25 protein-coding genes and 1 pseudogene are annotated in these 24,001 nt (G+C 33.8%); 19 read left to right on the forward strand and 7 right to left on the reverse strand.

Annotation, left to right across the window (positions count from 1 at the left end; translation table 11 throughout):
- The first annotated feature begins 7 nt into the window (after positions 1 to 7).
- From ACQKNI_RS14905 to ACQKNI_RS14915, 3 genes are all read left to right on the forward strand, one after another.
- A complete protein-coding gene (locus ACQKNI_RS14905) occupies positions 8 to 427 on the forward strand; it encodes a VOC family protein (protein WP_088230608.1) in 420 nt (139 codons plus the stop codon).
- A gap of 324 nt (positions 428 to 751) precedes the next feature.
- A complete protein-coding gene (locus ACQKNI_RS14910) occupies positions 752 to 2,401 on the forward strand; it encodes a copper resistance CopC/CopD family protein (protein WP_141552139.1) in 1,650 nt (549 codons plus the stop codon).
- 34 nt (positions 2,402 to 2,435) lie between these two features.
- Positions 2,436 to 3,056 (forward strand): YcnI family protein, encoded by a 621-nt coding sequence (locus ACQKNI_RS14915; protein WP_088230607.1) that lies wholly within the window; start codon positions 2,436 to 2,438, stop codon positions 3,054 to 3,056.
- Positions 3,057 to 3,167: 111 nt separating this feature from the next.
- Here the strand turns inward: ACQKNI_RS14915 and ACQKNI_RS14920 are convergent, their stop codons facing one another.
- The 3 genes from ACQKNI_RS14920 to ACQKNI_RS14930 all read right to left on the reverse strand — a co-directional run bounded on the left by ACQKNI_RS14920 (position 3,168) and on the right by ACQKNI_RS14930 (position 6,164).
- The gene (locus ACQKNI_RS14920; protein WP_088230606.1) at positions 3,168 to 4,271 is read right to left on the reverse strand and encodes an ABC transporter ATP-binding protein; all 1,104 of its coding nucleotides are present in this window, start codon (positions 4,269 to 4,271) and stop codon (positions 3,168 to 3,170) included.
- Positions 4,272 to 4,371: 100 nt separating this feature from the next.
- A complete protein-coding gene (locus ACQKNI_RS14925; protein WP_088230605.1) occupies positions 4,372 to 5,235 on the reverse strand; it encodes a PucR family transcriptional regulator in 864 nt (287 codons plus the stop codon).
- A gap of 68 nt (positions 5,236 to 5,303) precedes the next feature.
- Entirely contained in the window at positions 5,304 to 6,164 is an 861-nt protein-coding gene (locus tag ACQKNI_RS14930) for an AraC family transcriptional regulator (protein WP_098357523.1), read from the reverse strand.
- 310 nt (positions 6,165 to 6,474) lie between these two features.
- Here ACQKNI_RS14930 and ACQKNI_RS14935 point away from each other — a divergent pair.
- The 6 genes and pseudogenes from ACQKNI_RS14935 to ACQKNI_RS14960 all read left to right on the forward strand — a co-directional run.
- Positions 6,475 to 7,204, forward strand: a pseudogene (locus ACQKNI_RS14935) (UDP-glucose--hexose-1-phosphate uridylyltransferase); the annotation flags it as partial.
- A 123-nt stretch (positions 7,205 to 7,327) separates the two neighbouring features.
- Positions 7,328 to 7,759: an Rrf2 family transcriptional regulator gene (locus ACQKNI_RS14940; RefSeq protein ID WP_088230603.1), complete on the forward strand. Its 432-nt coding sequence runs from the start codon at positions 7,328 to 7,330 to the stop codon at positions 7,757 to 7,759.
- A 71-nt stretch (positions 7,760 to 7,830) separates the two neighbouring features.
- Positions 7,831 to 8,481 carry a DsbA family oxidoreductase gene (locus ACQKNI_RS14945; RefSeq protein ID WP_098252242.1) on the forward strand — a complete coding sequence of 217 codons (651 nt, stop codon included), beginning with the start codon at positions 7,831 to 7,833 and terminating at the stop codon, positions 8,479 to 8,481.
- A gap of 54 nt (positions 8,482 to 8,535) precedes the next feature.
- Positions 8,536 to 9,138, forward strand: coding sequence for a nitroreductase family protein (locus ACQKNI_RS14950; RefSeq protein WP_088230601.1), 603 nt, complete (start codon positions 8,536 to 8,538; stop codon positions 9,136 to 9,138).
- A 126-nt stretch (positions 9,139 to 9,264) separates the two neighbouring features.
- A complete protein-coding gene (locus tag ACQKNI_RS14955) occupies positions 9,265 to 9,405 on the forward strand; it encodes a hypothetical protein (protein WP_071712481.1) in 141 nt (46 codons plus the stop codon).
- Positions 9,406 to 9,712: 307 nt separating this feature from the next.
- Positions 9,713 to 10,726, forward strand: a complete 1,014-nt coding sequence (locus ACQKNI_RS14960) for an AI-2E family transporter (protein ID WP_088230600.1) — start codon at positions 9,713 to 9,715, stop codon at positions 10,724 to 10,726.
- Between the two features lie 122 nt (positions 10,727 to 10,848).
- Here ACQKNI_RS14960 and ACQKNI_RS14965 read toward each other — a convergent pair whose 3' ends face one another.
- Positions 10,849 to 11,133 (reverse strand): YesK family protein, encoded by a 285-nt coding sequence (locus ACQKNI_RS14965; protein ID WP_088230599.1) that lies wholly within the window; start codon positions 11,131 to 11,133, stop codon positions 10,849 to 10,851.
- Between the two features lie 110 nt (positions 11,134 to 11,243).
- Positions 11,244 to 12,188 (reverse strand): L-lactate dehydrogenase, encoded by a 945-nt coding sequence (locus tag ACQKNI_RS14970; protein WP_088230598.1) that lies wholly within the window; start codon positions 12,186 to 12,188, stop codon positions 11,244 to 11,246.
- Between the two features lie 197 nt (positions 12,189 to 12,385).
- On the opposite strand from ACQKNI_RS14970, the gene ACQKNI_RS14975 reads away from it, so the two are divergent.
- The 7 genes from ACQKNI_RS14975 (at position 12,386) to ACQKNI_RS15005 (ending at position 19,789) form a co-directional block, all read left to right on the forward strand.
- Positions 12,386 to 13,828, forward strand: a complete 1,443-nt coding sequence (locus tag ACQKNI_RS14975; protein WP_427282483.1) for a flavin monoamine oxidase family protein — start codon at positions 12,386 to 12,388, stop codon at positions 13,826 to 13,828.
- Between the two features lie 104 nt (positions 13,829 to 13,932).
- Positions 13,933 to 14,850: a CobW family GTP-binding protein gene (locus tag ACQKNI_RS14980; protein WP_088230596.1), complete on the forward strand. Its 918-nt coding sequence runs from the start codon at positions 13,933 to 13,935 to the stop codon at positions 14,848 to 14,850.
- 292 nt (positions 14,851 to 15,142) lie between these two features.
- On the forward strand, positions 15,143 to 16,360 hold the full coding sequence (locus tag ACQKNI_RS14985; protein ID WP_098252243.1) for a substrate-binding domain-containing protein: 1,218 nt from the start codon (positions 15,143 to 15,145) through the stop codon (positions 16,358 to 16,360).
- 90 nt (positions 16,361 to 16,450) lie between these two features.
- A complete protein-coding gene (locus ACQKNI_RS14990) occupies positions 16,451 to 17,224 on the forward strand; it encodes an ABC transporter ATP-binding protein (protein ID WP_088230594.1) in 774 nt (257 codons plus the stop codon).
- Positions 17,202 to 17,903, forward strand: coding sequence for an ABC transporter ATP-binding protein (locus ACQKNI_RS14995; protein WP_088230593.1), 702 nt, complete (start codon positions 17,202 to 17,204; stop codon positions 17,901 to 17,903). The genes ACQKNI_RS14990 and ACQKNI_RS14995 overlap by 23 nt, the downstream gene beginning before the upstream one ends.
- 22 nt (positions 17,904 to 17,925) lie before the next feature.
- Positions 17,926 to 18,786, forward strand: coding sequence for a branched-chain amino acid ABC transporter permease (locus ACQKNI_RS15000; RefSeq protein WP_000382808.1), 861 nt, complete (start codon positions 17,926 to 17,928; stop codon positions 18,784 to 18,786).
- A gap of 49 nt (positions 18,787 to 18,835) precedes the next feature.
- Positions 18,836 to 19,789, forward strand: coding sequence for a branched-chain amino acid ABC transporter permease (locus tag ACQKNI_RS15005; protein ID WP_141524734.1), 954 nt, complete (start codon positions 18,836 to 18,838; stop codon positions 19,787 to 19,789).
- Between the two features lie 102 nt (positions 19,790 to 19,891).
- Here ACQKNI_RS15005 and ACQKNI_RS15010 read toward each other — a convergent pair whose 3' ends face one another.
- Positions 19,892 to 20,680 (reverse strand): LysR family transcriptional regulator, encoded by a 789-nt coding sequence (locus ACQKNI_RS15010; protein WP_088230590.1) that lies wholly within the window; start codon positions 20,678 to 20,680, stop codon positions 19,892 to 19,894.
- A gap of 120 nt (positions 20,681 to 20,800) precedes the next feature.
- Between ACQKNI_RS15010 and ACQKNI_RS15015 the strand changes: the two genes are divergently transcribed.
- Entirely contained in the window at positions 20,801 to 21,349 is a 549-nt protein-coding gene (locus tag ACQKNI_RS15015) for a DUF4865 family protein (RefSeq protein ID WP_088230589.1), read from the forward strand.
- A 79-nt stretch (positions 21,350 to 21,428) separates the two neighbouring features.
- Here ACQKNI_RS15015 and ACQKNI_RS15020 read toward each other — a convergent pair whose 3' ends face one another.
- A complete protein-coding gene (locus ACQKNI_RS15020) occupies positions 21,429 to 22,172 on the reverse strand; it encodes a siderophore biosynthesis protein (RefSeq protein WP_088230588.1) in 744 nt (247 codons plus the stop codon).
- Positions 22,173 to 22,593: 421 nt separating this feature from the next.
- Here ACQKNI_RS15020 and ACQKNI_RS15025 point away from each other — a divergent pair, with 421 nt between their 5' ends.
- Together ACQKNI_RS15025 and ACQKNI_RS15030 are read left to right on the forward strand one after the other, a co-directional pair.
- A complete protein-coding gene (locus tag ACQKNI_RS15025; RefSeq protein WP_088230587.1) occupies positions 22,594 to 23,133 on the forward strand; it encodes a DUF4352 domain-containing protein in 540 nt (179 codons plus the stop codon).
- A 381-nt stretch (positions 23,134 to 23,514) separates the two neighbouring features.
- Positions 23,515 to 23,958 carry a MarR family winged helix-turn-helix transcriptional regulator gene (locus tag ACQKNI_RS15030; protein ID WP_088230586.1) on the forward strand — a complete coding sequence of 148 codons (444 nt, stop codon included), beginning with the start codon at positions 23,515 to 23,517 and terminating at the stop codon, positions 23,956 to 23,958.
- Positions 23,959 to 24,001: the final 43 nt, after the last annotated feature.

A 24,001-nucleotide genomic window follows, 5' to 3' on the forward strand; every position in this document is an offset into this window, starting at 1 on the left:
AAATAAAATGAAAAAAACAATTGATCATATTGGAATCGCAGTTCGTGATATAGATAGTACGATACATTTTTATGAAACGGTTTTGTCAGGAACTTTAATTGACCGTTACGTAAGTGAAGCGCCAGGAGTTGAAAGTGAAGTTGCTATTATGGAAGTAGACGGTGATAGAATTGAATTACTTGCGCCTACGAATAATACGACATCTCCAATCGCACGATTTATTAAACAAAAGGGGAAAGGCGTTCATCATGTTGCGTATCGTGTAGATGATTTAGATGTAGCTTTAGAAGAATTGAAAGAACAAGGAATTCGAACGTTAGAGCATACACTTCGAATAAATAAACATGGTAGACGATTGATTTACCTTAACCCAGCGGATACGGAAGGGACAATTATTGAATATTGTGATTATCCGGAAGAGAAATAAAAGAAGAATATTTTTTGTGGAAGGTGTTACATACTAATGTGACACCTTTTTATTTATGTATTTCACATTTTCTTCACAAATGATTCACGAGAACTTTTCTTCTTCTGGAACTTACATAAATATATTTTGTGATATAATAACAATCGGCTTTAAAAATGTAAGTTGTATCAATGGAAGTAGTAGCTATAATATTGGAAGTTAAGAGGTGAAGGATAAATAAAGTATTGCACTATGTAGAAACCTATACTTAACCAGATTAACATTTTGATAGAAAATCAAAATAAACAGTATTGAAAGTGTAGTAACGAAGACGAAAGAAGTGAAATAAGCTTGAAAGTAATGAGAAGGTTAGGGGTATGGCTATTAGTTGCGTGTGTATGTATCATATTGATACCAAAAAGCGTATCTGCTCATGCATATGTGGTGAAATCAAATCCTACTGAAAATGAAACGTTGAAGAAAGCACCATCTGTTGTAAAAATTGAATTTGATGAGGATATACAAGTTTCGCATTTTAATACATTGTTTGTAAGAGATTCCTCAGGTAAAAGAGTAGATTTAAAAGATGCTCATATTGATAAAAAGAATAAAAAAGTATTAGAAGCTGGGTTAAAAGAGAACCTCAAAAATGGTCTCTACTCAATTCAATGGAAAGTTATTTCAGCTGACGGGCATCCCATTCAAGGTGTGATTCCATTTCGTGTTGGGTTAGCAGAAGCTGGCACAGACGATATACAAGTAGAAGAGATGGGGTATGTTCCGCAAATTGATATGATTATGGAACGCGGGATTCTATATACAAGTTTCGCACTATTTTTAGGAGTTCTATTTTTTAATCTTATTATGTATAAAGTAAATGCAATAGAAGTTCAATCAAGAAGTAAGAGAATAATATGGATCTCATTAATTGGTATATTCATTAGTTTACTATTCAATCTACCGTTGCAATCGAAAATGAATGCTGATGTTTCATGGCTAGAAGCATTTGATCCTTTCTTATTAAAAGAAACATTACAGCTATCTGTTTTTGGTTATGTATGGATAACGCAAATGGCTCTTATTAGTATGCTTATACTAGTTACATATTTTGCGGTGAAGCGTGAGAAGCTTTCGTCGTTTAAAGTATGGAGCATTCCAATACTATTGTTTACTGGGCTGCTTGTTATGAAAGCTTTAAATAGTCATGCATATGGTTTGAAGTTTAAAGGCATTGCTATCGTTATGGATTTTCTACATTTATTTGCAGCGTCATTATGGATTGGCGGTTTATCATCAATTATTCTTCTTTTACGTAAAGAGGAGGATAAGTGGACTAAGTATTGGGATGCAATTAAGCGTTTTTCACCGTGGGCAACAGGTGCTGTTATAGTGATTGTAATAACGGGTCTTTTTAATAGTACATTTTTTATTCCTACGATCCATTCACTATTTGATACGAAGTATGGATTAGCTTTATTAGCAAAGATACTTTTATTCGTTTGCATGGGAATATTGGGAATTGTTCATTATGTGAAGGGAAGAATGCGGGCGCAGCAAAGGTTAGGAGCTACGGTGAAAATAGAATTTATCATAGGAATTATCGTTTTTATAATCGTAGCTTTTATGACAAACGTACAAACACCGCCGATGCCTCCTACTGGACCTTTTACAGAGAGTAAGCAATTAAATAATGGATATGAACTTACTCTACAGGTGAGTCCTAATAAGGTAGGACAAAATATATTTCATATTACTTTAAAGGATGAGAATGGACAGCTTGTTACTGATATGGAACAAATTGTATTGACAACTCAATCGTTAGATATGAATATGGGCAAAGGTTCATTTAAAGCTTCAGCTGTTTCACCAGGAGAATATGAAGCGGAAGGTATGTATATTAACATGACAGGAAACTGGAATATACATGTTCATGGATTAACAAAATCTCTTGATAGCTTCGATGCAGATTATAAATTTATTGTAGGTGGCAGATAAAGGGGCCTAATAGATGAAAAGGAGTTAATAGAAAATGAAACGTATAAAAAAATTAGGAACAACAATGATAGCAACAATCATTGCAATGGGAATTTTTGTGTTACCTGTTAGTGCTCACGTAACTGTGAAACCAGCAACTTCAGATGTTAACTCTTGGGAGACTTATACGATAAAAGTACCCGTTGAAAAGAATGTGGCAACGACAAAAGTCACACTAAAAATACCGTCTGGAGTTGAATTTCAGCAATATGAACCAGTGCCGGGATGGAAAGTGGAAGAGAAAAAAGATACAGATGGAAAAGTTAAAACTGTAGTATGGGAAGCAACAGGTGAGGGAATTTTACCTGGTCAGTTTCAGCGATTTACTTTCGTTGCTAAAAATCCAAATAAGGAACAAAAAATAGCTTGGGATGCATATCAACAATATAAAGATGGAGAAATTGTTGAATGGACAGGCGACGAAAAAGCGGAGAAACCACATTCACTTACTGCAATTACAAAAGGTACATCATTAACAGGAGAACATGGAGAAGTGTCAAGTGTTGAAAAAAATGAGAGTACAAGTAATATGACAACAATAGCAATTGTCTTATCTATTTTGGCGATTGTATCGTCGGTGGGCGCGTGTGTGTTTGTCGTACGTCGTAAAAAATAAGGAAAGAGAAAGAGCCTACAAACAGTAGGCTCTTTCTCTAGATTGTGGAGAAGACTTTTCAGCAGCCAGAAAAGGTGTTACGTAAAACATGGAATTGTTAATCAAGTATGTCTAATTATTACGTATACGTTGTTCTGTATCAATATCGAAAAAATGAGCTTTAGTTAAACTAAAAGCTAACGGAATTTTATCGGTTGCTTTAATTTCGGAACGGGCATTGATTCGTGCAATAAAGTTTTGGCTCGCAAGTTTGCCATGAATCATCGTTTCGGCACCTAATAACTCAGCAACTTCTACTGTAATTTCGACAGTGGATTCAGGAGAAGCTTGAAGAACAATTGGTTCATCATGAATGTCTTCAGGACGAATACCGAGTATGATTGTTTTTCCATTATACCCCTGTTTAGTTAATGTTTTTAATAGACCCTCTGGTACCTTGAAGCGAATATTTTCTATATGGAAATATTTATCTTGTAATGTTCCGGTAAAGAAATTCATAGCTGGAGAACCGATGAATCCTCCAACAAAAATGTTTTCAGGATTATCATATACTTCTTTTGGAGTACCAATTTGCTGAATAAGTCCATCTTTCATAACAACTAGGCGCGATGCCATTGTCATTGCTTCTGTTTGATCATGTGTCACATATATAGTAGTCGTGTTTAAACGACGATGAAGTTTAGAGATTTCGGAACGCATACTTACGCGTAATTTTGCGTCTAAATTGGATAGAGGCTCGTCCATTAAAAATATTTTTGCGTCACGAACGATAGCTCTTCCTAGCGCAACACGTTGGCGTTGTCCACCTGATAATGCTTTCGGTTTTCGTTGTAAGTAATCTTCAAGCCCTAAGATTTTCGCCGCCTCAGTTACACGGTGATTAATTTCAGCTTTTGGTAGTTTTCGTAGTTTCAAGCCAAAAGCCATATTCTCATAAACAGACATATGTGGATATAGTGCGTAATTCTGAAATACCATTGCAATGTTGCGATCTTTTGGAGCGACATCATTCATGCGTACGCCATCAATATAAAATGAACCGTCAGAAATGTCTTCTAGACCAGCAATCATACGTAGAGTTGTTGATTTTCCACATCCAGAAGGTCCGACAAATACGATAAACTCTTTATCTTCAATATGTAAATTAAAATCAGAAACAGCAGTCGTTTTATTATCATAAACTTTAAAAATATGATCTAATACAAGTTCTGTCATAATTACTCACTCCCTTTTATAATTAATTGAATTATAAGATTATTTAAGGCGTAGGTAAATTGGCATGGTGCACAAAAGAATGTGAGGTTTTTATGCAAGTTTACGAGATATCTAATGAAAGAAAAGCCATATAAACTGTTACTGCACCCTCAAAAGTTTTTATATTAATTCCTGTCTTTTCAATGAATTTATCAATTCGATATTGTAAAGTATTACGATGTAAATATAATTGTTTAGCTGCAAGTGATACATTTAAATTACATTGAAAGAATACTTTAATACTATCTATTAGTTCCTTGTTATTAGAAATGGGTGCTAATAATTGATTCGTGTATTTTTCTCTTTCTTCTTTCGGTAATGAAATCATTAGTTGATAAGGAAGTAGTTGTTCAATATGTATAATTTTTTGCGATACATAGGGAGAAAGAACAGAAAATAAATTTCGCTCCCATTGATATAATTGAGCAATTTCATTTGTTTGTGTATAGTGTCTTCCCATAAAAAAGGATAGAGATATAAAAAAATCTGTTTCTAGTGTATCAAGGGCTGCTTGCAATACAGATGCCGGTACATCTTCTTCTAAGATGAGGGCGCCAGTTTGAGAGGTCTCCCATATTGTTGTAGTGGTGAAAGGAAACATAGACTGTAAAGCATATTGAAATTCTTCTCTTTCTACTAAAGGGTGCGTTGTGAAGAAGTGTAAAAAACGAACCGATACGATAGGAAGGCTCTTATTTTTATATAACACTTCATACCACAATTTTTCTTTTTCTGTTTCATAAAATGTATCAGTATGAATAGGTGTTAAGATAGATGAAAGCAATAGATGTTCCTTTTTATGTAATCGAGTTTTTCGTATCCCTACTTTATGTTCTTCGACTAAAAACCAGCTATAATCCTCAGACAATACGGCTTCATTAATCTTTATATCTTTACCATAATATGATTTTAATTTTTGAATCATAGGAACACCCCTTTTCTAAAATAATAGTAACAATATGTCCAAGATTTATAGATTCATTGCAAGTGTCCTTAAGTTTTTGCATCAAAATCCGTTTTATTTTTGTTAGAGTTTATAGTATTTCTGTATTTTGAAGGAGATAGATTCGTTTCTCGTTTAAATGATTGTGCAAAGAATGATTGGGAAGAAAAGCCGGTAATGGTTGAAATATTGGAAATCGGATAGTTGGTGGTTTCCAACAATATTTTGCTTTCTCTAATCCGGATTTGAATTAAGTATTCAATAGGTGAAACACCGACGAATTTCCTAAAGGAATGTGATAGATAATATTTATTGATATGACCTACTTTTGCTAATGTATCCAGGCTGATATTTTCACGAAAATGCTGCTTAATATAATTTTTAACAAATTCAATATCTTTATTGATTTTTTGAGAAGAGGTTTTCTCCACGTTAAAAGCTTTTTTTCTCATCATTTTAAGCAACAAAATTTCTAAAATATCTTGCATGATTAATTCATAATCTTCCTGTTGATTTTCCGCTTCTTCAAGCAATTGCTGAAGGTAAAAGAGAAAGTTTTTTTGCTCCTGTTTATAATTGTAAATAGTGATCTGACCCGGATTTTCTGTAGATGAAAAGGAGAGACCTTGAATACCAAGTGCAATATATTCGAGTGGGTGATTGGTATCAGACCTTTCCGTGTGCTCGACATTCGGGTTGATGATAATCAAATCATGCTCTTTGACGGGGATTTCTTCTTTGTTAAAGATAAAAGTTCCTTTGCCCTTGGTAATATACAATAGCTCTGTAAAGTGATGAGCATGATTGGTGCTATGCCAACATTTATTGTATTTTGATTTTGTTACATAAAGAAGTTTTACTGGAAGATGGTCTCTTTGAGATTGCGGAATCTCATACACCTCATTGGACAAATGAATCCCTCCTTCATAGACTTTTTATCTATTATTATAATGATTTTAGGGAAATATTAAACAAAAAGCAAGATATCTAAAAAACACGACAAGATGTTTATTGTAGAAGCGTTTTTACATACGTATAATTTAAAAAAATAGCTTGCAAAATGAGCGGGCGACCGAGGTATGTTACTAGTTTGTTCGGGGAAAGAGATTCTTACATGAGGGGGAGTCCAACTCGTACTGTTGTCCATAAAATGATAAAAGATGCATGGAACTGGCATCTTAACAATCCAAAGTGCTATGAGGATCGAGGAGGGAAACGTTGATGATATATCAAACAATTCAGCAGTTAATTGATCGTGCTATTGAAGCTAAATTGATTGAAGAAGATGATGAAATATATGTAAGGAATAAAATACTTTCCCTGTTTCGCTTAGATGGCTTTGTAGTGGAAGTGTCAGCATCTGTAAAGAAAGAAATTCCAGAATTATTAGAAGAATTAATCGAATATGCTTGTACGCATGAAATTATTGAGAAAGCATTGGATGAGAGAGAGATTTTAGCAAGCGTAATTATGGATGTCTTTATGTCCAAACCATCCGCTATCAATGCATTGTTTTATGAGAAATACGAACAAAATCCGATGACTGCGACAGATTACTTCTATGAATTAAGTAAAAATAGCAACTATATCCAAATGAAGCAAATTGCCCAAAACATAAATTATAAAGTAAAAACGGAATACGGTGCCATTGATATAACGATTAACTTATCAAAACCGGAAAAAAACCCGGAACAAATTGCGAGAGAAAAAGCATTGGAAAGTAAGAACTATCCAAAATGTTTACTCTGTATTGAGAATGAAGGATATATGGGGAGAATTGGACATCCTGCACGCTCGAACCACCGCATGATTCATATGAATCTTACAAACGAAAGATGGTTTCTGCAGTATTCTCCGTATATATATTACAATGAACACTGTATTGTCCGCAGAACACCGAAATATGAAAATTGACCGTCAAACGTTTATGCGTTTATTAAAATTTGCAGAATAAGAAGAAGTGTCTCATATATCGTAATGAGGCACTTTTTTAGTTTACTCTAAAAAGTCTATGAAAAGGATTGACTTATCTTTTTGTTGTAACTATAATGATTACATCGAGGTGGTGATCATAATGAAAATTAGTAGCCGCTTTTCTATAGCAGTTCATATTTTATCTATTTTGAAAAACAATCCATCTTCACTTTGCACTTCAGACTATATGGCTGAGAGCGTAAATACAAATCCAGTAGTCATTCGTAAAATTATGTCGTACTTAAAACAAGCTGGCTTTGTTTACGTAAATCGAGGTCCAGGTGGTGCTGGATTATTAAAGGATTTACATGAAATCACATTGTTAGATGTGTATCATGCAGTGAATGTAGTGGAAGAGGATAAACTATTTCATATTCATGAGCAACCAAATCCAGATTGTCCAATTGGCGCGAATATTCAAGCTGTATTAGAAGTTATTTTGATTCAAGCACAATCCGCGATGGAAGAAGTTTTGAGAAATATTACGATGGCGCAGTTGTTTGAATCGTTGCAAGAGAAAATGAATGCTTAAATAATATTTATATTTTTTTGTTATTAATGTAACTATTTTGATTACAACAATAAAGGTAAGGTGTAAAAACTATGACTGTAAAAATGAAAGTATACTCAGATTTTATATGTCCGTTTTGTTTTTTAGCAAAAGGTCCATTAGATGAAGTAGAGAAAGAGAAAGATGTAGAAATCGAATGGATGCCATTTGAATTACGTCCAAGTCCATATTCAAAAATAGATCCTTGGAACGAACCAGATAAATTAGGTTCATGGGATGCGTTCATTCGTCCTACAGCTGAGAAATTAGGAATTGAAATGCGTCTACCACGTGTTTCTCCGCACCCATATACACATTTAGCTTTTGAGGGATGCCAATTTGCGAAAGAACATGAACTAGGAAATGAATATCATCACCGTGTATTCACAGCATTTTTCCAAGAGGAACAAAACATTGAAGATATTGATGTGTTAACAAAATTAGCAGTAGAAGTAGGTCTTCCTGAAGCTGAATTTAAAAATGCTTTAGTAACTCGTAAATATAAAGAAAAACATCAAGAAGCAATTCAGCACGCATATGATGAAGCAAACATTATGGCTGTCCCAACTATTATGATTGGAGATGAAGTCATTCAAGGGCTTGCGAGTAAAGAAACGCTAGAAAGATTCATTGATAAAGAAATTGAAAAGGATAAAATAAATTCATTTGAGGGCATGCAATGTAATACGGATGGGTATTGCTAATTTGTTTGTCATGAAATAACTAAAATAAAAAAACATACATTTGGAGGAATTACCATGTCAGCAACTACAACAAATTTAAAAGAAGCGATCGTGAACCGCCGTTCAATTCGTAAAGTAACAAAAAACGATGCAATTACGAAAGAAAGAATTGAAGAAGTTTTAAAAACAGCTTTACATGCACCAACTTCATTCAATATGCAAAGTGGCCGTATGATCGTATTAATGGACGGAGAACATGAAAAGTTTTGGGATATTGTAAAAGAAACACTTAGATCACGAGTACCAGCAGAAAACTTTGAAGCGACTGTAGAAAGGCTAAAAGGATTCCATACAGGTGTAGGAACTGTATTATTCTTTGAAGATCAGGCGACAGTAGAAAAGATGCAAGAAAACGCTCCATTATATAAAGGTCAGTTCCCATTCTGGTCTCATCAAGGAAATGCAATGTTACAACATACTGTATGGATGCTATTAGCTGCTGAAGGAATCGGAGCGTCATTACAACATTATAATCCAATCGTAGACGCAGAAGTAAAAGAGACTTGGAGTATTCCAGCTGAGTGGAATTTAGTAGGACAAATGCCATTTGGTGAACCAAATGAACAACCGGGAGAAAGAACATTTTTACCTACTGAAGACGTAGTGAAATTTTATTAAAAAATAGAATATAAAACGAGGAGGAAGCTGTGCTTAGAAGCAGCTTCCTTTTTTGTATAGGTGTTAATTTATGTGTATTTAGGGAAGGAATATAAGAAATAAACTGATGAAAAAGGAAGTGGAAACATGGGTAATGAGAAAAAATATACAGTGGTAGGTACTGATGTTGAGGAAGTAAAGCGTTTAAATAAAAATTCAGGGTTAACTTATAACCAAGTAAAGGAATTATTAGCGAAGCAAATGCAAAAAAAGAACCGATTAGATTGAAGTAATTAAGTTTTTTATTTAGCATTTTGTCTAGAGAGTTACGGGGAATATAACTCTCTGAACAGCAGCCGGAAAATAGAAGATCACCTAAGCTGTAATAGATTATACTAAAAAATGAACTTCACAGAAATATGTTGCTGGGCTGATTTCGAAAGAATCTAACAATATGAAAAGAAAAAAAGGATTCTTCCCAATTAGTAAGAAAGATTGTCTATATAAGTTCATAACATGTAATAGTATTACAATGAATAAGTACGTTTTGTAATATAGCCAATTTCCATCCGTTGAAGGGGGAGGTTAATTTTTAATGAATGAAGTGAAAAATTTTTTTCGAAGTAGAGGGTTTCAACGTTTTCTCGTTTTAATAATAGTGGCGCTTGTATTATACGGATTAAAAAGTATGATTAATTTAATATTAATTACGTTTATACTGACATTTTTAATGGATCGGTTTCAACGTTTTATATCAAAAAAATTGAATGTGAATCGAAAAATTGTTATCGCATGTTTATATATAATATTAGTTTCCTTTATCGGCACGACATTGTATAAATATTTACCTGTACTAACGATACAAATTTCACAGTTGATTTATCAATTTAAGTTGTTTTTTCAAAACCCACCTGATAATGAAATTATTAAATATGCACTTTCGACAATTAATGGAATGGAAGTATCAAAGTATATAGAACAAGGTGTAGATGTTATATATCAATCGATAACAAATATAGGGAAGGTAAGTTTACAAATATTATTGTCTCTAATTTTAAGCTTATTTTTCTTACTAGAAAAAGAGCGTATTATTACATTTACTTCTAAGTTTAAAGATAGTAAGTTAAAGATTTTTTATGAGGAGATTGCATACTTTGGTGAAAGATTTGCAAGATCGTTCGGTAAAGTAATTGAAGCACAGTTTTTAATTGCGGTTGTAAATTGTATTCTTACTGTTATTGCATTAATCGTTTTAGGATTTCCACAGCTACTCGTATTAGCTGTTATGATTTTCCTACTAGGATTGATTCCGGTTGCAGGTGTGATTATTTCTTTGTTTCCACTTTGTATCATTGCATATAACGTAGGCGGAGTTATATACGTTGTATACATACTTGTGATCATTACAGTAATCCATGCTCTTGAAAGTTATTTTTTAAACCCGAAGTTTATGTCTGCGAAAACAAATTTACCAATCTTTTATACATTTATGATACTCATCTTTTCAGAACATTTCCTCGGAATATGGGGACTTATTATCGGCATACCAATCTTTATTTTTTTCTTAGATGTACTTGATGTAAATAATGAGGAAGCGATTAAAAAATAATAGAAAATACCCGATGCTTTCAAGGAGCGAAAACATCGGGTATTTTTATCTTGAAAAATGTTAATTAACAGAAGCTAATACATAGTAAAGACGGACGGAACGCTACTGATTAAAGTTTTACTTTATTTTTTCTTAGCAGGTGGAAGTTTAATGAATTTATTGGCTAGTAAAGCGATAGTAACAGCAGTAAAAAGAAATACTGCGATTATGCTAATTCCCATACCTGTCCAGCCTCCGATAAGGAAGATGCTTATCGGTATTGTTAATAAGCAAATAATAAGTAGAATGAATCCGAGATTTTTGTCATGTTTTTGAGTTGGAAATAGAGTCCTGATGATTAAAAAGAGGAAAAGGATTAAGGATGAAATAGCCAATAAGAGGATTACAATTGTCCAAGAATCATTCATAAAATCACTCCTTTCTATTATGGATAATATTATGGTTTAGAGTGAGGGGGAACAATAAAAATATAAAAAGCAATCCAAAATAAATTGGATTGCTTTTTTGGAATATAAGATTAAAGAACCGGAGCCATTGTTTCTTTTAATACTTGAACAGAGTGATCGAATTTTAATTCTTCTTCTTCATTTAATTCTACTTCTAAAATTTCACGCACACCGCCGCGATTTAAAACAGCAGGTACGCCGATATAAACGTCTTTTTGGCCGTATTGACCTTCTAAGTATGCTGAAACCGTTAATACGCTATTTTCATCGTTTAAAATTGCTTTCGTAACACGTAGAAGTGACATACCAATACCATAATAAGTGGCACCTTTTCGCTCAATAATATGGTAAGCTGCATCACGAACGTTTATGAAAATTTTGTCTAAATCTTCTTGTGTATATGTGTTGTCCCTGTCAAGAAGCGTTTGTAGTTTTTGGATACCAACTGATACATGACTCCAAACTGGAAGTTCAGTATCGCCGTGTTCTCCAATAATATAAGCATGAATGTTGTGTGGGCCAATATTGAAGTATTCACCTAACATGTAACGGAAACGAGCAGAATCAAGTGTTGTACCAGAACCAATTACGCGCTCTTTCGGTAAACCAGATTCCTTCCAAGTTACGTAAGTTAAAATATCTACAGGGTTTGTTGCGATTAAGAAGATGCCATCAAATCCGCTATCCATAATACTACGAACGATTTGTTTAAAGATTTTAGCGTTTTTCTCAACTAAATCTAAACGTGTTTCGCCTGGCTTTTGTGGTAATCCAGCCGTAATGACTACAAGATCAGCATCTTTACAATCTTCGTAGCTGCCTTTCCATACTCTAGTTGGGGCAGGTGCGAATGGCACGGCATGACTTAAGTCCATTGCTTCCCCTTCAGCTTTTGCCTCATTTACATCGACTAAAACAAATTCTTCAGCTACGGCTTGGTTAATCATGCAGTACGCATAACTACATCCAACTGCTCCTGTTCCTACTAATACAACACGGTTAATACCTTTTTTCATTTCAAAATTCCTCGCAATTTCATTAATTTTATTATGTAAGATAATACGTCTTACTTCTATAGTCATATCTAGTTTATTACATTTTATAAAAGATATTCAAGTAATTGAAAATGTATCCGCTCAATAACATGAAAAACATAGGAATCATGTTAACCGAATATAATTCAGTAAAATCCTTTACAAAAGGGGAAAAGGGTATGCTGAAGCCATTAACGATAGAAAAAATGCTTCATATTATCAATGCGGGGCTCGTAAAAACGCAAAAGCCAAAACAAATTATAGTTGCTGGTGCAGGGATGTCAGGTTTAGTCGCAGCATCTTTATTAAAAGAAGCGGGTCATAAAATAACGATTATAGAAGCAAATAACCGAATAGGTGGCAGAGTATATACGATTCGTAAACCATTTAGTGCGGGCTTATATTTTAATGCTGGACCGATGAGAATTCCTGAAACCCATGAGTTAACTTTAGCGTACATTCGTAAATTTAAACTGCCGTTAAATCTTTTTATTAATAAAACTCCTTCGGATATAATTTATACGAATCATATTAGAACGAGATTGAGTATGTTTGAAGAAAACCCAAGTGTACTTAAATATCCCGTTTTAGAAAACGAAAAAGGAAAAACGGCAGAGAAATTAATGTTAAAAATATTAGAACCAATACTTAATTTTATTAAAAAAGATCCTAATAAAAACTGGATTATTGTTGAAAAAAAGTATAAAACATACTCACTTAGTTCATTTTTAACAGCATATTATTCAGACGGTGCAATAGATATGATTGGAGTACTTCTTGATATGGAGGCTTATATGGGAATGTCTTTAATTGAAGTATTACGGGAAATGATCTTCTTTACTTCAACTGCGAAATATTATGAGATAACTGGCGGGATGGATGCATTACCCAAAGCTTTTTTACCGCAGTTAAATGAAAATATATTTATGCAGTATAAGGTTGAAAAAATCATACAAGAAGATAACAAAGTGATGATGCAAGTAAACCATAAACAAACGTTAGAGCAATTTACAGTCACGGGTGATGTTGCAATTGTTACTATCCCATTTTCAGCGTTACGTTTTGTTGAGATTCAGCCTTATGATTTATTCTCTTATTTTAAAAGACGGGCAATTCGTGAATTAAACTACATAGCTGCGACTAAAATTGCGATAGAGTTTAAAAGTAGATTTTGGGAGAGAACGGGACAGTGTGGTGGCAAATCTATTACAGATTTGCCGATTCGATTTACATACTATCCAAGTTATGGGCTTCATACGCCAGGTCCAGCGGTAATGTTGGCTAGTTATACATGGGCAGATGAGGCGTTAACATGGGATAGTCTCACGCAAAGAGAACGTATTCGTTACGTATTAAAAAATTTAGCGGAAATATATGGTGACATCGTCTATAGTGAGTTTGTTACAGGTGCATCTTTTAACTGGAGTCAAAATCCGTATTCTTGCGGAGCATTTACAGCTTTTGAACCAGGGCAAGAGCTAGAGATATTTCCGTATATTACGCCGCCAGCTGGAAAGGTACACTTTGCAGGAGAGCATACGACATTAACACACGGATGGATGCAAGGAGCAATTGAGTCTGGAATTAGAGTTGCTCATGAAGTAAATGAACAGTTAATCTAGTAGTTATATTTACAAATTGCTATTCTTTTAATAAAATGATAAATATAAATCGTAATTATTACGCTTTGAATACGTTTGAAATAAAGAAATGGATGGTCGGTCGAATGAATAAAGTAGAAATTCATATATTAGGTGGTTTTTTAGGTAGCGGAAAATCAACATTATTACAAAACTTATTGTTAGCGGAGAAAAAGAAGAATAGAAAAGTTGCCGTGTTGATGAATGAGATTGGTGAATACTCAGTAGATACAGATATTATTGGAAAAGAGAATGTTTTAAGAGAGCTACTTAAAGGATGTATTTGTTGTACATTAAAAGAAGAGCTTGAAATACAATTGCATTCGTTATATCAGCAAGAAAAACCAGATGTAATTTATATAGAAACGACAGGTGTTGCGCATCCAATTGAAGTGTTAGATGCATGTGTATCACCAATTTTAGCACCTTTCCTAGAAGTGAAATCAATTGTAGTCGTTTTAGATGCAGTAAGATGGATACATCGAGGTATATTAAGTGCAAATGTGCAACAGTTATTGCATGAGCAAATGAAGTTTGGTAGCCACATTTTAATTAATAAATCAGATTTACTAACAGAAGAAGATAAAAACAAAGTACTTGAAGAAGTAAAAGCTATAAATAATCATGCGAAATTGTTTGAAACAAAGTATTGTAATATATCTTTAAAAGATATAGAAGAAGCTGAATTTATGAATGATGGGGAACATGAGACCTTGCATGTAAAACAGCATCTACATATACAAACGATGACGTATCAATTTACGAAATCAATTGATCAAGACAAATTATATGAATGGCTTTCGAATTTACCAGATAGTATTTATCGTGTGAAAGGTTTTGTGAAATTCCATGGAGATAAATACCCTCATCTATTCCAATATTCGTTCGGGGTACCAACTTTATTGGAACAAGATTTCGGTTTCCCGACTAATTTGGTAGTTATAGGGGAAGGGTTAGATAAGAAGCAATTGGTTGAAGGATTAGAGAAAGTAGAAAGTAATTAAGAGCTTTTTAGATAGGCTGCAAATAATTGACTTAATAACTTAAGTTAATTATTTGCAGTTTTTTTCGTGATGATTCCTGTAATGAAACAGTAATTTCATTTGAACAGCGGAATATATATGGATTGTATGTCCGTTTCCATTTAATAGGAAGGTGATTATAGATTTATGCCGAATGTAGAGTTTACTACAAGAGTTTTCCAATACAAATTTTGAAGTTAAACAGTCATGATTACGGACAGGGGAATTTGGCGTGTTTGATTCTATCAGAAAGTAAAGTATGGGGAGGATCACAATGTCGATAAAAAAACGTAAATGGCTAAAAACGGTGGTTACTGGTTGTGTTTTAGGGTCGCTATTGGTAACAGCAGCTTGTTCAGGTAAGAAGACAAGTACTGAGGATGAAAAAACGATTAAGGTAGGGGTTCTTGCTTCATTAACAGGTCCACTAGAATCGTATGGAAAACAAACAGTGAACGGGTTTGAATTAGGATTAGATTATGCAACTGGTGGGACGGGAAAAGTGGAAGGAAAGAAGATTAAGTTTGTTGTAGAAGATACGGAAACGAAAGCCGATGTAGCAGTTAAAAAAGCTACGAAGTTATTAGAAGAAGAGAAGGTCGATTTTTTAGTCGGCTCGTCTAGTTCAAGTGATACATTGGCAGTATTACCATTAGCTGAAGAATATGAAAAAATTATGGTTGTTGAACCGGCAGTTGCTGATAGTATCACTGGAAAAAACTGGAATAAATATATTTTTAGAACAGGAAGAAGCTCTTCACAAGATGCGATTGCTGGTGCTGCCTCAATTGCTAAAAAAGATGTAAAGATTGCGACGTTTGCCCCGGATAATGCTTTCGGTCGTGAAGGAATTGCAGCATTTAAAGCGGGAGCGAAGAAATTAGGTGCGAATATTGTAAATGAGCAATACGCAGATACGAATTCAACTGATTTCACAGCGAATATTCAAAATATCATTAGCTCAAAACCAGATTATTTATTTGTCGTTTGGGCAGGTGCCAATTCACCATGGAAACAGTTGAAAGATATGAATGTGGAAGCGCAAGGTATTAAAATTTCTACTGGTGCGCCAGATATACCAGCATTAAAAACGATGGATGCATTAGTCGGAATGCAAGGTTTTTCTGTATATTATCACAAACTTCCTAAAAATAAGGTGAACGATTGGCTAGTTGAAGAACATAAAAAACGTTTTAATGGCGCAGTGCCGGATTTATTTACAGCAGGAGGAATGTCAGCGGCAATTTCTATTGTGGAAGCTTTAAAGAAAACAAAAGGTGATACAGATGTAGATACGCTTATTAAGAAAATGGAAGGAATGGAATTTGATACACCGAAAGGAAAGATGAAATTTAGAGAGAAGGACCACCAAGCGATGCAGACACTTTATTCTATCACATTGAAAAAGCAAGATGGTGTGGATTATCCAGTGCCTGTTTTAGAGAGAGAATTAACAATGAAAGAGACAGAACCACCAGTTCAAAATAAATAGACTGAATTTTCAGTTGTTTTTTGTATAAAGAGGGGATACCCTCTTTATACGTATTTCTTTCATACTCAAAGCTTTAAAGGGAGGGATTTCGTGACGCATTTGCTAGAAACGAAAAATCTTAGCGTATCTTTCGGTGAACATCATGTTATTAAAGACGTAAATTTAAAAGTACAAAAAGGAAAGCTCATTTCAATTATTGGGCCGAATGGTGCGGGAAAGACAACATTATTTAATTTGCTAAGTGGCCAGATTTCTCCATCAAAAGGTGCAGTGTATTTTAAAGGTCAAGATATTACAAACCTATCGATTTCAGATCGAACACGCTTAGGAATTGGTCGTTCTTTTCAGCTTACGAATATATTCCCAGAGTTAACGGTGCTTGAAAATGTTCGTTTAAGTGTTCAATCATTTGTTCAAGATTACTATAGTTTCTTTCCAAGTTCAGCAAAACGTAAGCAACAAGTTGGAGAGGCAAGGCGTTTCTTAAAAACAGTATTACTTCACGAAAAAGAGAATGTATTAGCGAAGGATTTAGCGCATGGTGAAAAAAGAAAATTAGAGCTTGCGATGTTATTGGCCTTGAAAACGGATGTGTTATTACTCGACGAGCCGACGGCAGGTATATCAGTTGAGGAGGTACCTGCTATTTTACAAGTGATTGAAAATATTAAGAAACATCCAGAGAGCACAATTGTACTTATTGAACACAAAATGGATATGGTAATCGATTTGTCAGATCATCTTATCGTTTTATTTCATGGAGAATTATTGGCTGAAGGATTGCCGGAAGAAATTATGAAAGATGAGCGTGTACAAAGTGCTTATTTAGGGGGATTATATAGTGGCACTATTACAAGTAAATAATATAGAGACGTATTTAGATCAGTTTCATATTTTACAAGGGGTATCTCTTTCTGTTGAGAAAGGGACAATTACTGTATTGTTTGGAAGAAATGGGGCTGGGAAGACTACGACATTGCGATCGGTTATGGGGTTTCACCGGATTGCAGATGGTGAAATTTACTATGATAGTACACAAGTAAATGGATTATCTACACATTTGATTTCTAGGAAAGGGATAGGTTACGTACCAGAAAATCAAGGGATTTTTCATGATTTGACCGTAGAAGAAACATTCGCTCTTGCTAGGGGAAAGGGAGAAGAAGAGGAAGAGAAAATAGAGTGGATGCTTGAACTATTCCCAGATTTAAAGGAGTTTTGGAATAAAAAAAGTGGCCTTTTGAGCGGAGGACAAAAGCAAATGTTGGCTATTTCAAGAGCGTTTATTAATAGTGATGGGTTATTACTAATTGATGAGCCGAGTAAAGGACTGGCCCCAATTATGGTAGAGAAACTAATGGTAGCTATTTTGAAGATGAAAGAGAAAACAACAGTTTTACTTGTTGAACAAAACTTTATGATGGCTAGTCAAATTGGGGATTATTTTTACATTATGGATAATGGGAGAATTGTGCATAACGGTTTTATGAATGAATTACGCGAGGATAAGGAAACATGTCAAAAATATTTAGGTATTTCTTAACATTGATACGGGGGGATAGAACGTGGATGTGTTAATTAACTTATTTGTGAATGGTGTTTCAACAGGGATGCTTATATTTTTATTAGCATCTGGTCTGTCACTTATTTTCGGATTAATGAGTGTATTGAACTTTGCACATGGCGGTTTATTTGCATGGGGAGCTTTTACAGGTGTTTGGTTATTTAATATGACGGGTAGTTATTTCTTAGCGTTAGTTGGAGCAGTAGCTATGGGAATGTTGCTTGGTTTTATTTTAGAAAGATTTCTTATCAGACCTGTGTATGGAAATCATGTTCGGCAACTACTCGTTACGCTCGGAGGAATGCTCGTTCTAAGTGAATGTATCAAAATATTTTGGGGACCCAATCCAATTAGCGCAAAATTACCTTTATGGCTACAAGGAAGCTTTACATTCGGAGGCGTTATATTAATTAAATATCGTCTGTTCGTTATTGTAATCGGGATACTCATTTACATTGCATTACTATTATTACTCAAAAAAACAAAGATAGGTCTTATGATCCGCGCTGGTGTAATGGATAAAGAGATGGTTCAAGCGCTCGGCATTAATGTAAAAGCTATATTTTCTTTCGTTTTTTTATTAGGAGCAGGAATGGCGGCATTAGGTGGATTCCTACTTGCTCCATATTCAGGCGTTATTTTCGCGGAAATGGGTATGCAATATGCAATTTTAGCTTTTATTGTAGTAATAATTGGCGGGTTAGGAAGCGTACAAGGTTCAGCTATCGCTTCTTTAATTGTTGGATTAGCCGGTGCGTTTACAGCGTATTTTATGCCAGATTTATCACTCGCAATTAATATGTTAATGTTACTATTTTTCTTAATAGTGAAGCCAACTGGACTTGTTGGTGAAAAGGGGTGAAATGGTGAACGGCACATCGAACCGAATTAAAGTATACTTCGGAGTAATTATGCTCATTTGTTTAAGTGTATTTCCATTCGTAAATGATTCACGGAGCCTGTTAATTTTATTCACTCAAATCTTCATCTTTGCTATTTTTGCAATGAGTTTTGATGTATTGCTTGGGTATACAGGAATTGTATCGTTCGGTCACTGTATGTTCTTTGGGATAGGAGCATATGGGGTAGCGCTTTTATTTGATCGGCAAGGAGTATCAATAACGAACTTTTTAATAGGAATTGTAGCTGCAATTATCGTTTCGGCAATTGTTAGTTATATAATCGGTTTGCTTTCTTTACGGTTGAAAAGTCACTTTTATGCAATGTTAACACTTGCTATTTCACAGTTGTTTTTCGTACTTGCTGAAAAATGGCGTGGGCTTACCCACGGGGGAGATGGTTTTACATTTGGTGTGCCAGATGTATTTCGTGATCGTTTTACATTTTATTATGTAACATTCATATGTCTAATTATCATTTTCATTGTGTTACGTCTTTTCACAAAATCATCTATTGGAAAAGTATTGAAAGCAATCTCACAAAATGAACAACGTGTTGAAGCGCTTGGATACAAAGTTCTTCATTATAAAATAATCGCGAGTGTAGTGGCGGGAGTAGTAGCTGCAATTAGCGGTGGGTTATTTGTTATCACATTGCGCTTTGTAAATACGACAGTATTTTCAATTGAAATGACATTAAATGCATTGTTGATGACAATGATTGGAGGAGTTGGAACGTTAATAGGAGCCATTGCTGGAGCTGGCATAATTGAATCGCTGAAATATTATTTATCAGAACTAGCGACGGAGTATCCGATTTTTGAAAGATGGACGATTATGCTAGGTTTATTGTATATTATCGTGTTGCTAGTTTTTCCGAAAGGATTAGTTGGAACGGTTAAGAAGTTGAAGGGCTTTAAAAGGAGGAAGAAGGAGAAAAGCGCAGGAGTGGAGCAAAACGTGTGAAAAAACAATTGTATATAATATAAAAATCCCTCCTTTCGATTAGTGAAGGAGGGATTTTTATTGGTGTAGGTAATTAGTTAGTCTGTAAACATAGTAATTCTATTAATAAAATAGTTCATCAGGGATATGTTTTATAAAGTTTCCATTCGTAAAAAAATGAACAGCTAATTTCTCTATGGGAACATCTTCAATGGTTACTAATATATCATTTTTAACCGGCAAAAAAGCTATTCCTTTTCCATCATTAATAAATTCTTCAATAAGCGAATAAGAATCCAATTGTTGAAGTTGATGCTGGGATAGACCGTTTTCTTTAAGAAATTGTATTGTCTTATTTCGAAAAGGACACTTCTTATCGTTACTTACGAAAAAAAGTTCCTTTGAATAGTCAATGGTATACTTTTCTTTCGTTTTTAATAAGCCTACAGAAATTGATGTAGTAAACACTTTTTTAAACGCTACGTCGGAATAATCCTCATACGTTATGACCATATCAACTTTTTGTTGCTGTAGTAGTTTTTGTAAATGGCTACTACTTTCTATGTATATTTGATAATTCCTGAAATTTTCTTTAATACGCTTACTTAAATAACTTGTCAAAATAGATTGTGACGTCGCTATTACAAAAGCAGTACCGCTCGCTTTAATTTCATTTTTGGCTTCTTCTAATAGAGTTAATATTTTATTCGTGTAGTCTAATAAAATGTCACCAGAAGGTAACAGAGAAACACCTTTGTTATCTCTATGTAGTAAAGGAGTTTCTAACTCTTGTTCTAATTTTTTAATACGCTCCGTTACGTTCGGTTGAACATACCCTAATTCTTTAGCAGCTTTACTAATAGAACCCTCACTGGCTACAGTTTTGAATATGATAAGATCATTAATTTCCATGTATCTCAGCCCCTTGTTTGGTATCATTATAAATGATATCAAACATAATTTATACCTATTTTACGTCAGCCGGTCGTCGACTTATCATTATATATATAAGATCGAAAGAGAGTGATAATCATGATTGGAATGCAATATAAGGTCATTTTACCAAAGGATTATGACATGGGGATTATTAAGAAAAGGGTAAAGGATAATGGGTATAAAACAGATGGTTTTCAAGAACTGAATTTCAAGGCGTATTTAATTACTGAGGCAGGTAAAGATGGGAATTTCTATAACTGTTATGCACCTTTATATATTTGGAATAGTCATGAAGGAATGAACAAATTTATATTTGAAGGGTATTACGATAATATTTTACAATCGTTTGGATGGCAACAAATACATATAGGTGTCCCTTTAGTGATTAATTTAAGTAATGAGTTTAAAAAAAGTAGGTATGCTGTTGAATATGTAGGGAGTATTTCTCAAAAGGAATCATTGATTGGGAATCAATTTAACAGTTCGAATCATAATGTCCAAAATACAGAAAATTGCTTGGGAAATGTGGTAGTATATAATCCGGATAAATGGGGATATAGTCAGTTTCATTTTTATGAAGAGAAGCCTGAAGTTGAAGAAATGAAGGATATTACAATATATGAGGTTTTACACATTTCACAGTAGATATGAAAGATAGCTTATTTATAAAAAAATCCATTTTGAGTAAAGTAAAAAGGTTCAAAATGGATTTTTCTTAATTATCTTATGTATACTCAAAACAAATTACTGCTTTTCTTAATTCTTTATTGAAGAATAAGTATACACGATCTGCACCATAAGCTTGAAAATAATATCCTGTGACAAATCCAACATATGTAAAGGGATGACCATATTCATCTTTTGGTACATATAGAAGATTAGTATAGTCAAAAATTTCGTCTTCGTTAACGCAGTCTTCTAATAATTCTTTGCCTTCTTCTGTCATAAAGCGTATATCATTTAGGAACCCATTTACCTCGGGATAATTTAATCCCCAGCCATTTGTTTGTTTTTCAGCAAACTCTTGTTCTAATAATTCTACAGATGTAAATTCTTTTCCAAAACTAGAATAAGGATAAATTTTTTGATTGCGATTGAAATATTCTTTACGGATTTTATAGTTTTTTTCATTAAACTCGTAGGCTTTTTCTATAATATCAGAATGATTTTGTTCAATTTTAAAGTAATTCCAATTTGCTTCGAATTTATATTTCCCATCAATGACATCGAAGCCTATTGTATCTGCTTTCGTATAATTTGTGTGAAATGATTGGGTGAAATCACCAACGCACCCTTCGTGAATTTCCTTTGCTGACACAATATGTAACCATTCGTCCCATTCCGGTTCAATACATTGTAAGTTTATAGAGCAAATGGGTAAAAAGTGTTTTTTATGCAGTTCCAAATTATCATAAAATACTTCTTCATATGCAGGAAACGGTTTTATAAATTGTTTAGAAATATGCATGGCCTGTCCACCTTTATACGAGTTTTTTGTTTAATTTTATCATATTATTTGAATTTTTTCTTATTTGAAACTTTAAGATACTCATATTTATCCCGCTATTTGTAGGCAGTAAAACTCCCACCTCTAGGCTGAAGCAAAGAAGTAAGGTGGGAGTCGGGCTAATAATCAGTGGGGGGTGAACAAAACCTCCACTGATTAAAGTTTCACTTTATGAGAAGAAAGAATTCGTAAGTAAGGTAGATATCTCATTTTTGAGATTTTATCATACGTCGAAAAGACGAGGAGTGAAGTGATACTTCATACTTATAAATCGCTTTACTATATTCGACACAAAATGACAACATGCTGTTCGTCCATCTGTTATCATAATATATAGTTTTTTTGGGGTTTTTATCATTTTTATATTGGGGGAAGGGAATTTATGTTTAAAAAAATTGGGACAATCACTCTAGCAGGGACATTAGCTTTCAGTTTATCGGCATGCGATGAGAAGGAAGAAGTAGCTAAAACCGTATCAAATAATACTAAGGAAGAGCAAAGTAGTGAAAAAAAAGAAGATGCGAAGAAAGAAGATACAAGGGAATATAATGTTGAAAAAACTACTCAAATTAGAGATCAAAAATTAACAGTCCATAAGGTGCAAATAGCACAAGTGGCAGAATATGATAAGCTGGAAAAAGGTAATGAGTTTGTTATTGTTCATGTTACAGTAGAGAATGTTGGTAATCAAAAAGTTAGAATTAACCCATTAGATTTTTACCTTGAAAGAGGCGATGGAAGTGTTGTTGACCATACATTTTCAACTAGCAATAAAAATATTTTTAAAATTAATGATGTAGATCCAAATGGTAAGTTAACAGGAGCGATAACATTTGAAGCGAAAAAAGGTGATTCTAATCTTCAATTAATTTATAGACCTGATGTTATGTCTAAAGAGGAAGTAAAAGTGAAACTTAAATGATTTATCTCGTAAAAGCCCGATTTGTGTAGACAAGGGTCTTTTATGCAAATCTATACAAGTTTTAAATGAAAACGGTAAGCTTGAATGAAATGACGGTACGGCAAAAATATTAGGTTAGATAGTGTGAATTTCAAACATACCGTTTTGGAAAACAAAAATAAATGTATGATAAGGATTAGGCATTGGAGCTTAATCCTTTTTGTATGGAGATGTAGAGAACGGCAAGTAGACCTGACACTACACGAGTGATGCATTTCGATATAACTTATTGTTTCAAGTTTAAATAAGTTGAGTTGTATAAAAAAAATGTAATTATCACTTGCATTACTATCACTTGCGTAGTAAAGTGATAGTAAGATAAACGCTAGGAAGTGATGAATCATGCGTGATAATACAATAGGATCGTTAATATGGTTACGTTTAATACGATTTACGAACCAAAGTAATCAAATGTCAAATGAGTTTTTAAAACGTTTTGATTTAACGACAGCACAATTTGATGTACTTTTACAAATACGGACTTATCAGCCGTTAACGCAAATGGAGTTAGCTGAGAAGGTTACTGTTACACAAGGTGGTATTTCTCGAATGTTAACTCGCCTTGAAAAAGAAGGTTATATTATACGAAAACAAGATTGGAAGACGAAAACCATTAGTCTTACAGAGCAAGGGGAAGGGGCTTTAGAAAGAGCATTGCCAGAACAACTTGCATTTCAATCATCATTTTTTGATGATGTATTAAATGAAGAAGAGCAGAAAATACTTTATGAGTTGATGACAAAAGTTCATAAGCATAGTGAAAAAAAAGAATTACCGAGTGAGTAATTTTTTTTACAGAATCAATTGACTAATCAAGTGATTAGAGAAA

It is taken from the genome of Bacillus sp. NPDC094064 (assembly GCF_050279585.1).
Classification (GTDB): Bacteria; Bacillota; Bacilli; order Bacillales; family Bacillaceae_G; genus Bacillus_A.

Bases quoted from the DNA above. Each gene is read 5' to 3' on its own strand.
- ACQKNI_RS14905 (WP_088230608.1), top strand. From the start codon at position 8: ATGAAAAAAACAATTGATCATATTGGAATCGCAGTTCGTGATATAGAT.
- ACQKNI_RS14915 (WP_088230607.1), top strand. From the start codon at position 2,436: ATGAAACGTATAAAAAAATTAGGAACAACAATGATAGCAACAATCATT.
- ACQKNI_RS14920 (WP_088230606.1), bottom strand. From the start codon at position 4,271: ATGACAGAACTTGTATTAGATCATATTTTTAAAGTTTATGATAATAAA.
- ACQKNI_RS14925 (WP_088230605.1), bottom strand. From the start codon at position 5,235: ATGATTCAAAAATTAAAATCATATTATGGTAAAGATATAAAGATTAAT.
- ACQKNI_RS14940 (WP_088230603.1), top strand. From the start codon at position 7,328: ATGAAAATTAGTAGCCGCTTTTCTATAGCAGTTCATATTTTATCTATT.
- ACQKNI_RS14945 (WP_098252242.1), top strand. From the start codon at position 7,831: ATGACTGTAAAAATGAAAGTATACTCAGATTTTATATGTCCGTTTTGT.
- ACQKNI_RS14950 (WP_088230601.1), top strand. From the start codon at position 8,536: ATGTCAGCAACTACAACAAATTTAAAAGAAGCGATCGTGAACCGCCGT.
- ACQKNI_RS14955 (WP_071712481.1), top strand. From the start codon at position 9,265: ATGGGTAATGAGAAAAAATATACAGTGGTAGGTACTGATGTTGAGGAA.
- ACQKNI_RS14960 (WP_088230600.1), top strand. From the start codon at position 9,713: ATGAATGAAGTGAAAAATTTTTTTCGAAGTAGAGGGTTTCAACGTTTT.
- ACQKNI_RS14965 (WP_088230599.1), bottom strand. From the start codon at position 11,133: ATGAATGATTCTTGGACAATTGTAATCCTCTTATTGGCTATTTCATCC.
- ACQKNI_RS14970 (WP_088230598.1), bottom strand. From the start codon at position 12,188: ATGAAAAAAGGTATTAACCGTGTTGTATTAGTAGGAACAGGAGCAGTT.
- ACQKNI_RS14975 (WP_427282483.1), top strand. From the start codon at position 12,386: ATGCTGAAGCCATTAACGATAGAAAAAATGCTTCATATTATCAATGCG.
- ACQKNI_RS14980 (WP_088230596.1), top strand. From the start codon at position 13,933: ATGAATAAAGTAGAAATTCATATATTAGGTGGTTTTTTAGGTAGCGGA.
- ACQKNI_RS14985 (WP_098252243.1), top strand. From the start codon at position 15,143: ATGTCGATAAAAAAACGTAAATGGCTAAAAACGGTGGTTACTGGTTGT.
- ACQKNI_RS15005 (WP_141524734.1), top strand. From the start codon at position 18,836: ATGCTCATTTGTTTAAGTGTATTTCCATTCGTAAATGATTCACGGAGC.
- ACQKNI_RS15010 (WP_088230590.1), bottom strand. From the start codon at position 20,680: ATGGAAATTAATGATCTTATCATATTCAAAACTGTAGCCAGTGAGGGT.
- ACQKNI_RS15015 (WP_088230589.1), top strand. From the start codon at position 20,801: ATGATTGGAATGCAATATAAGGTCATTTTACCAAAGGATTATGACATG.
- ACQKNI_RS15020 (WP_088230588.1), bottom strand. From the start codon at position 22,172: ATGCATATTTCTAAACAATTTATAAAACCGTTTCCTGCATATGAAGAA.
- ACQKNI_RS15025 (WP_088230587.1), top strand. From the start codon at position 22,594: ATGTTTAAAAAAATTGGGACAATCACTCTAGCAGGGACATTAGCTTTC.
- ACQKNI_RS15030 (WP_088230586.1), top strand. From the start codon at position 23,515: ATGCGTGATAATACAATAGGATCGTTAATATGGTTACGTTTAATACGA.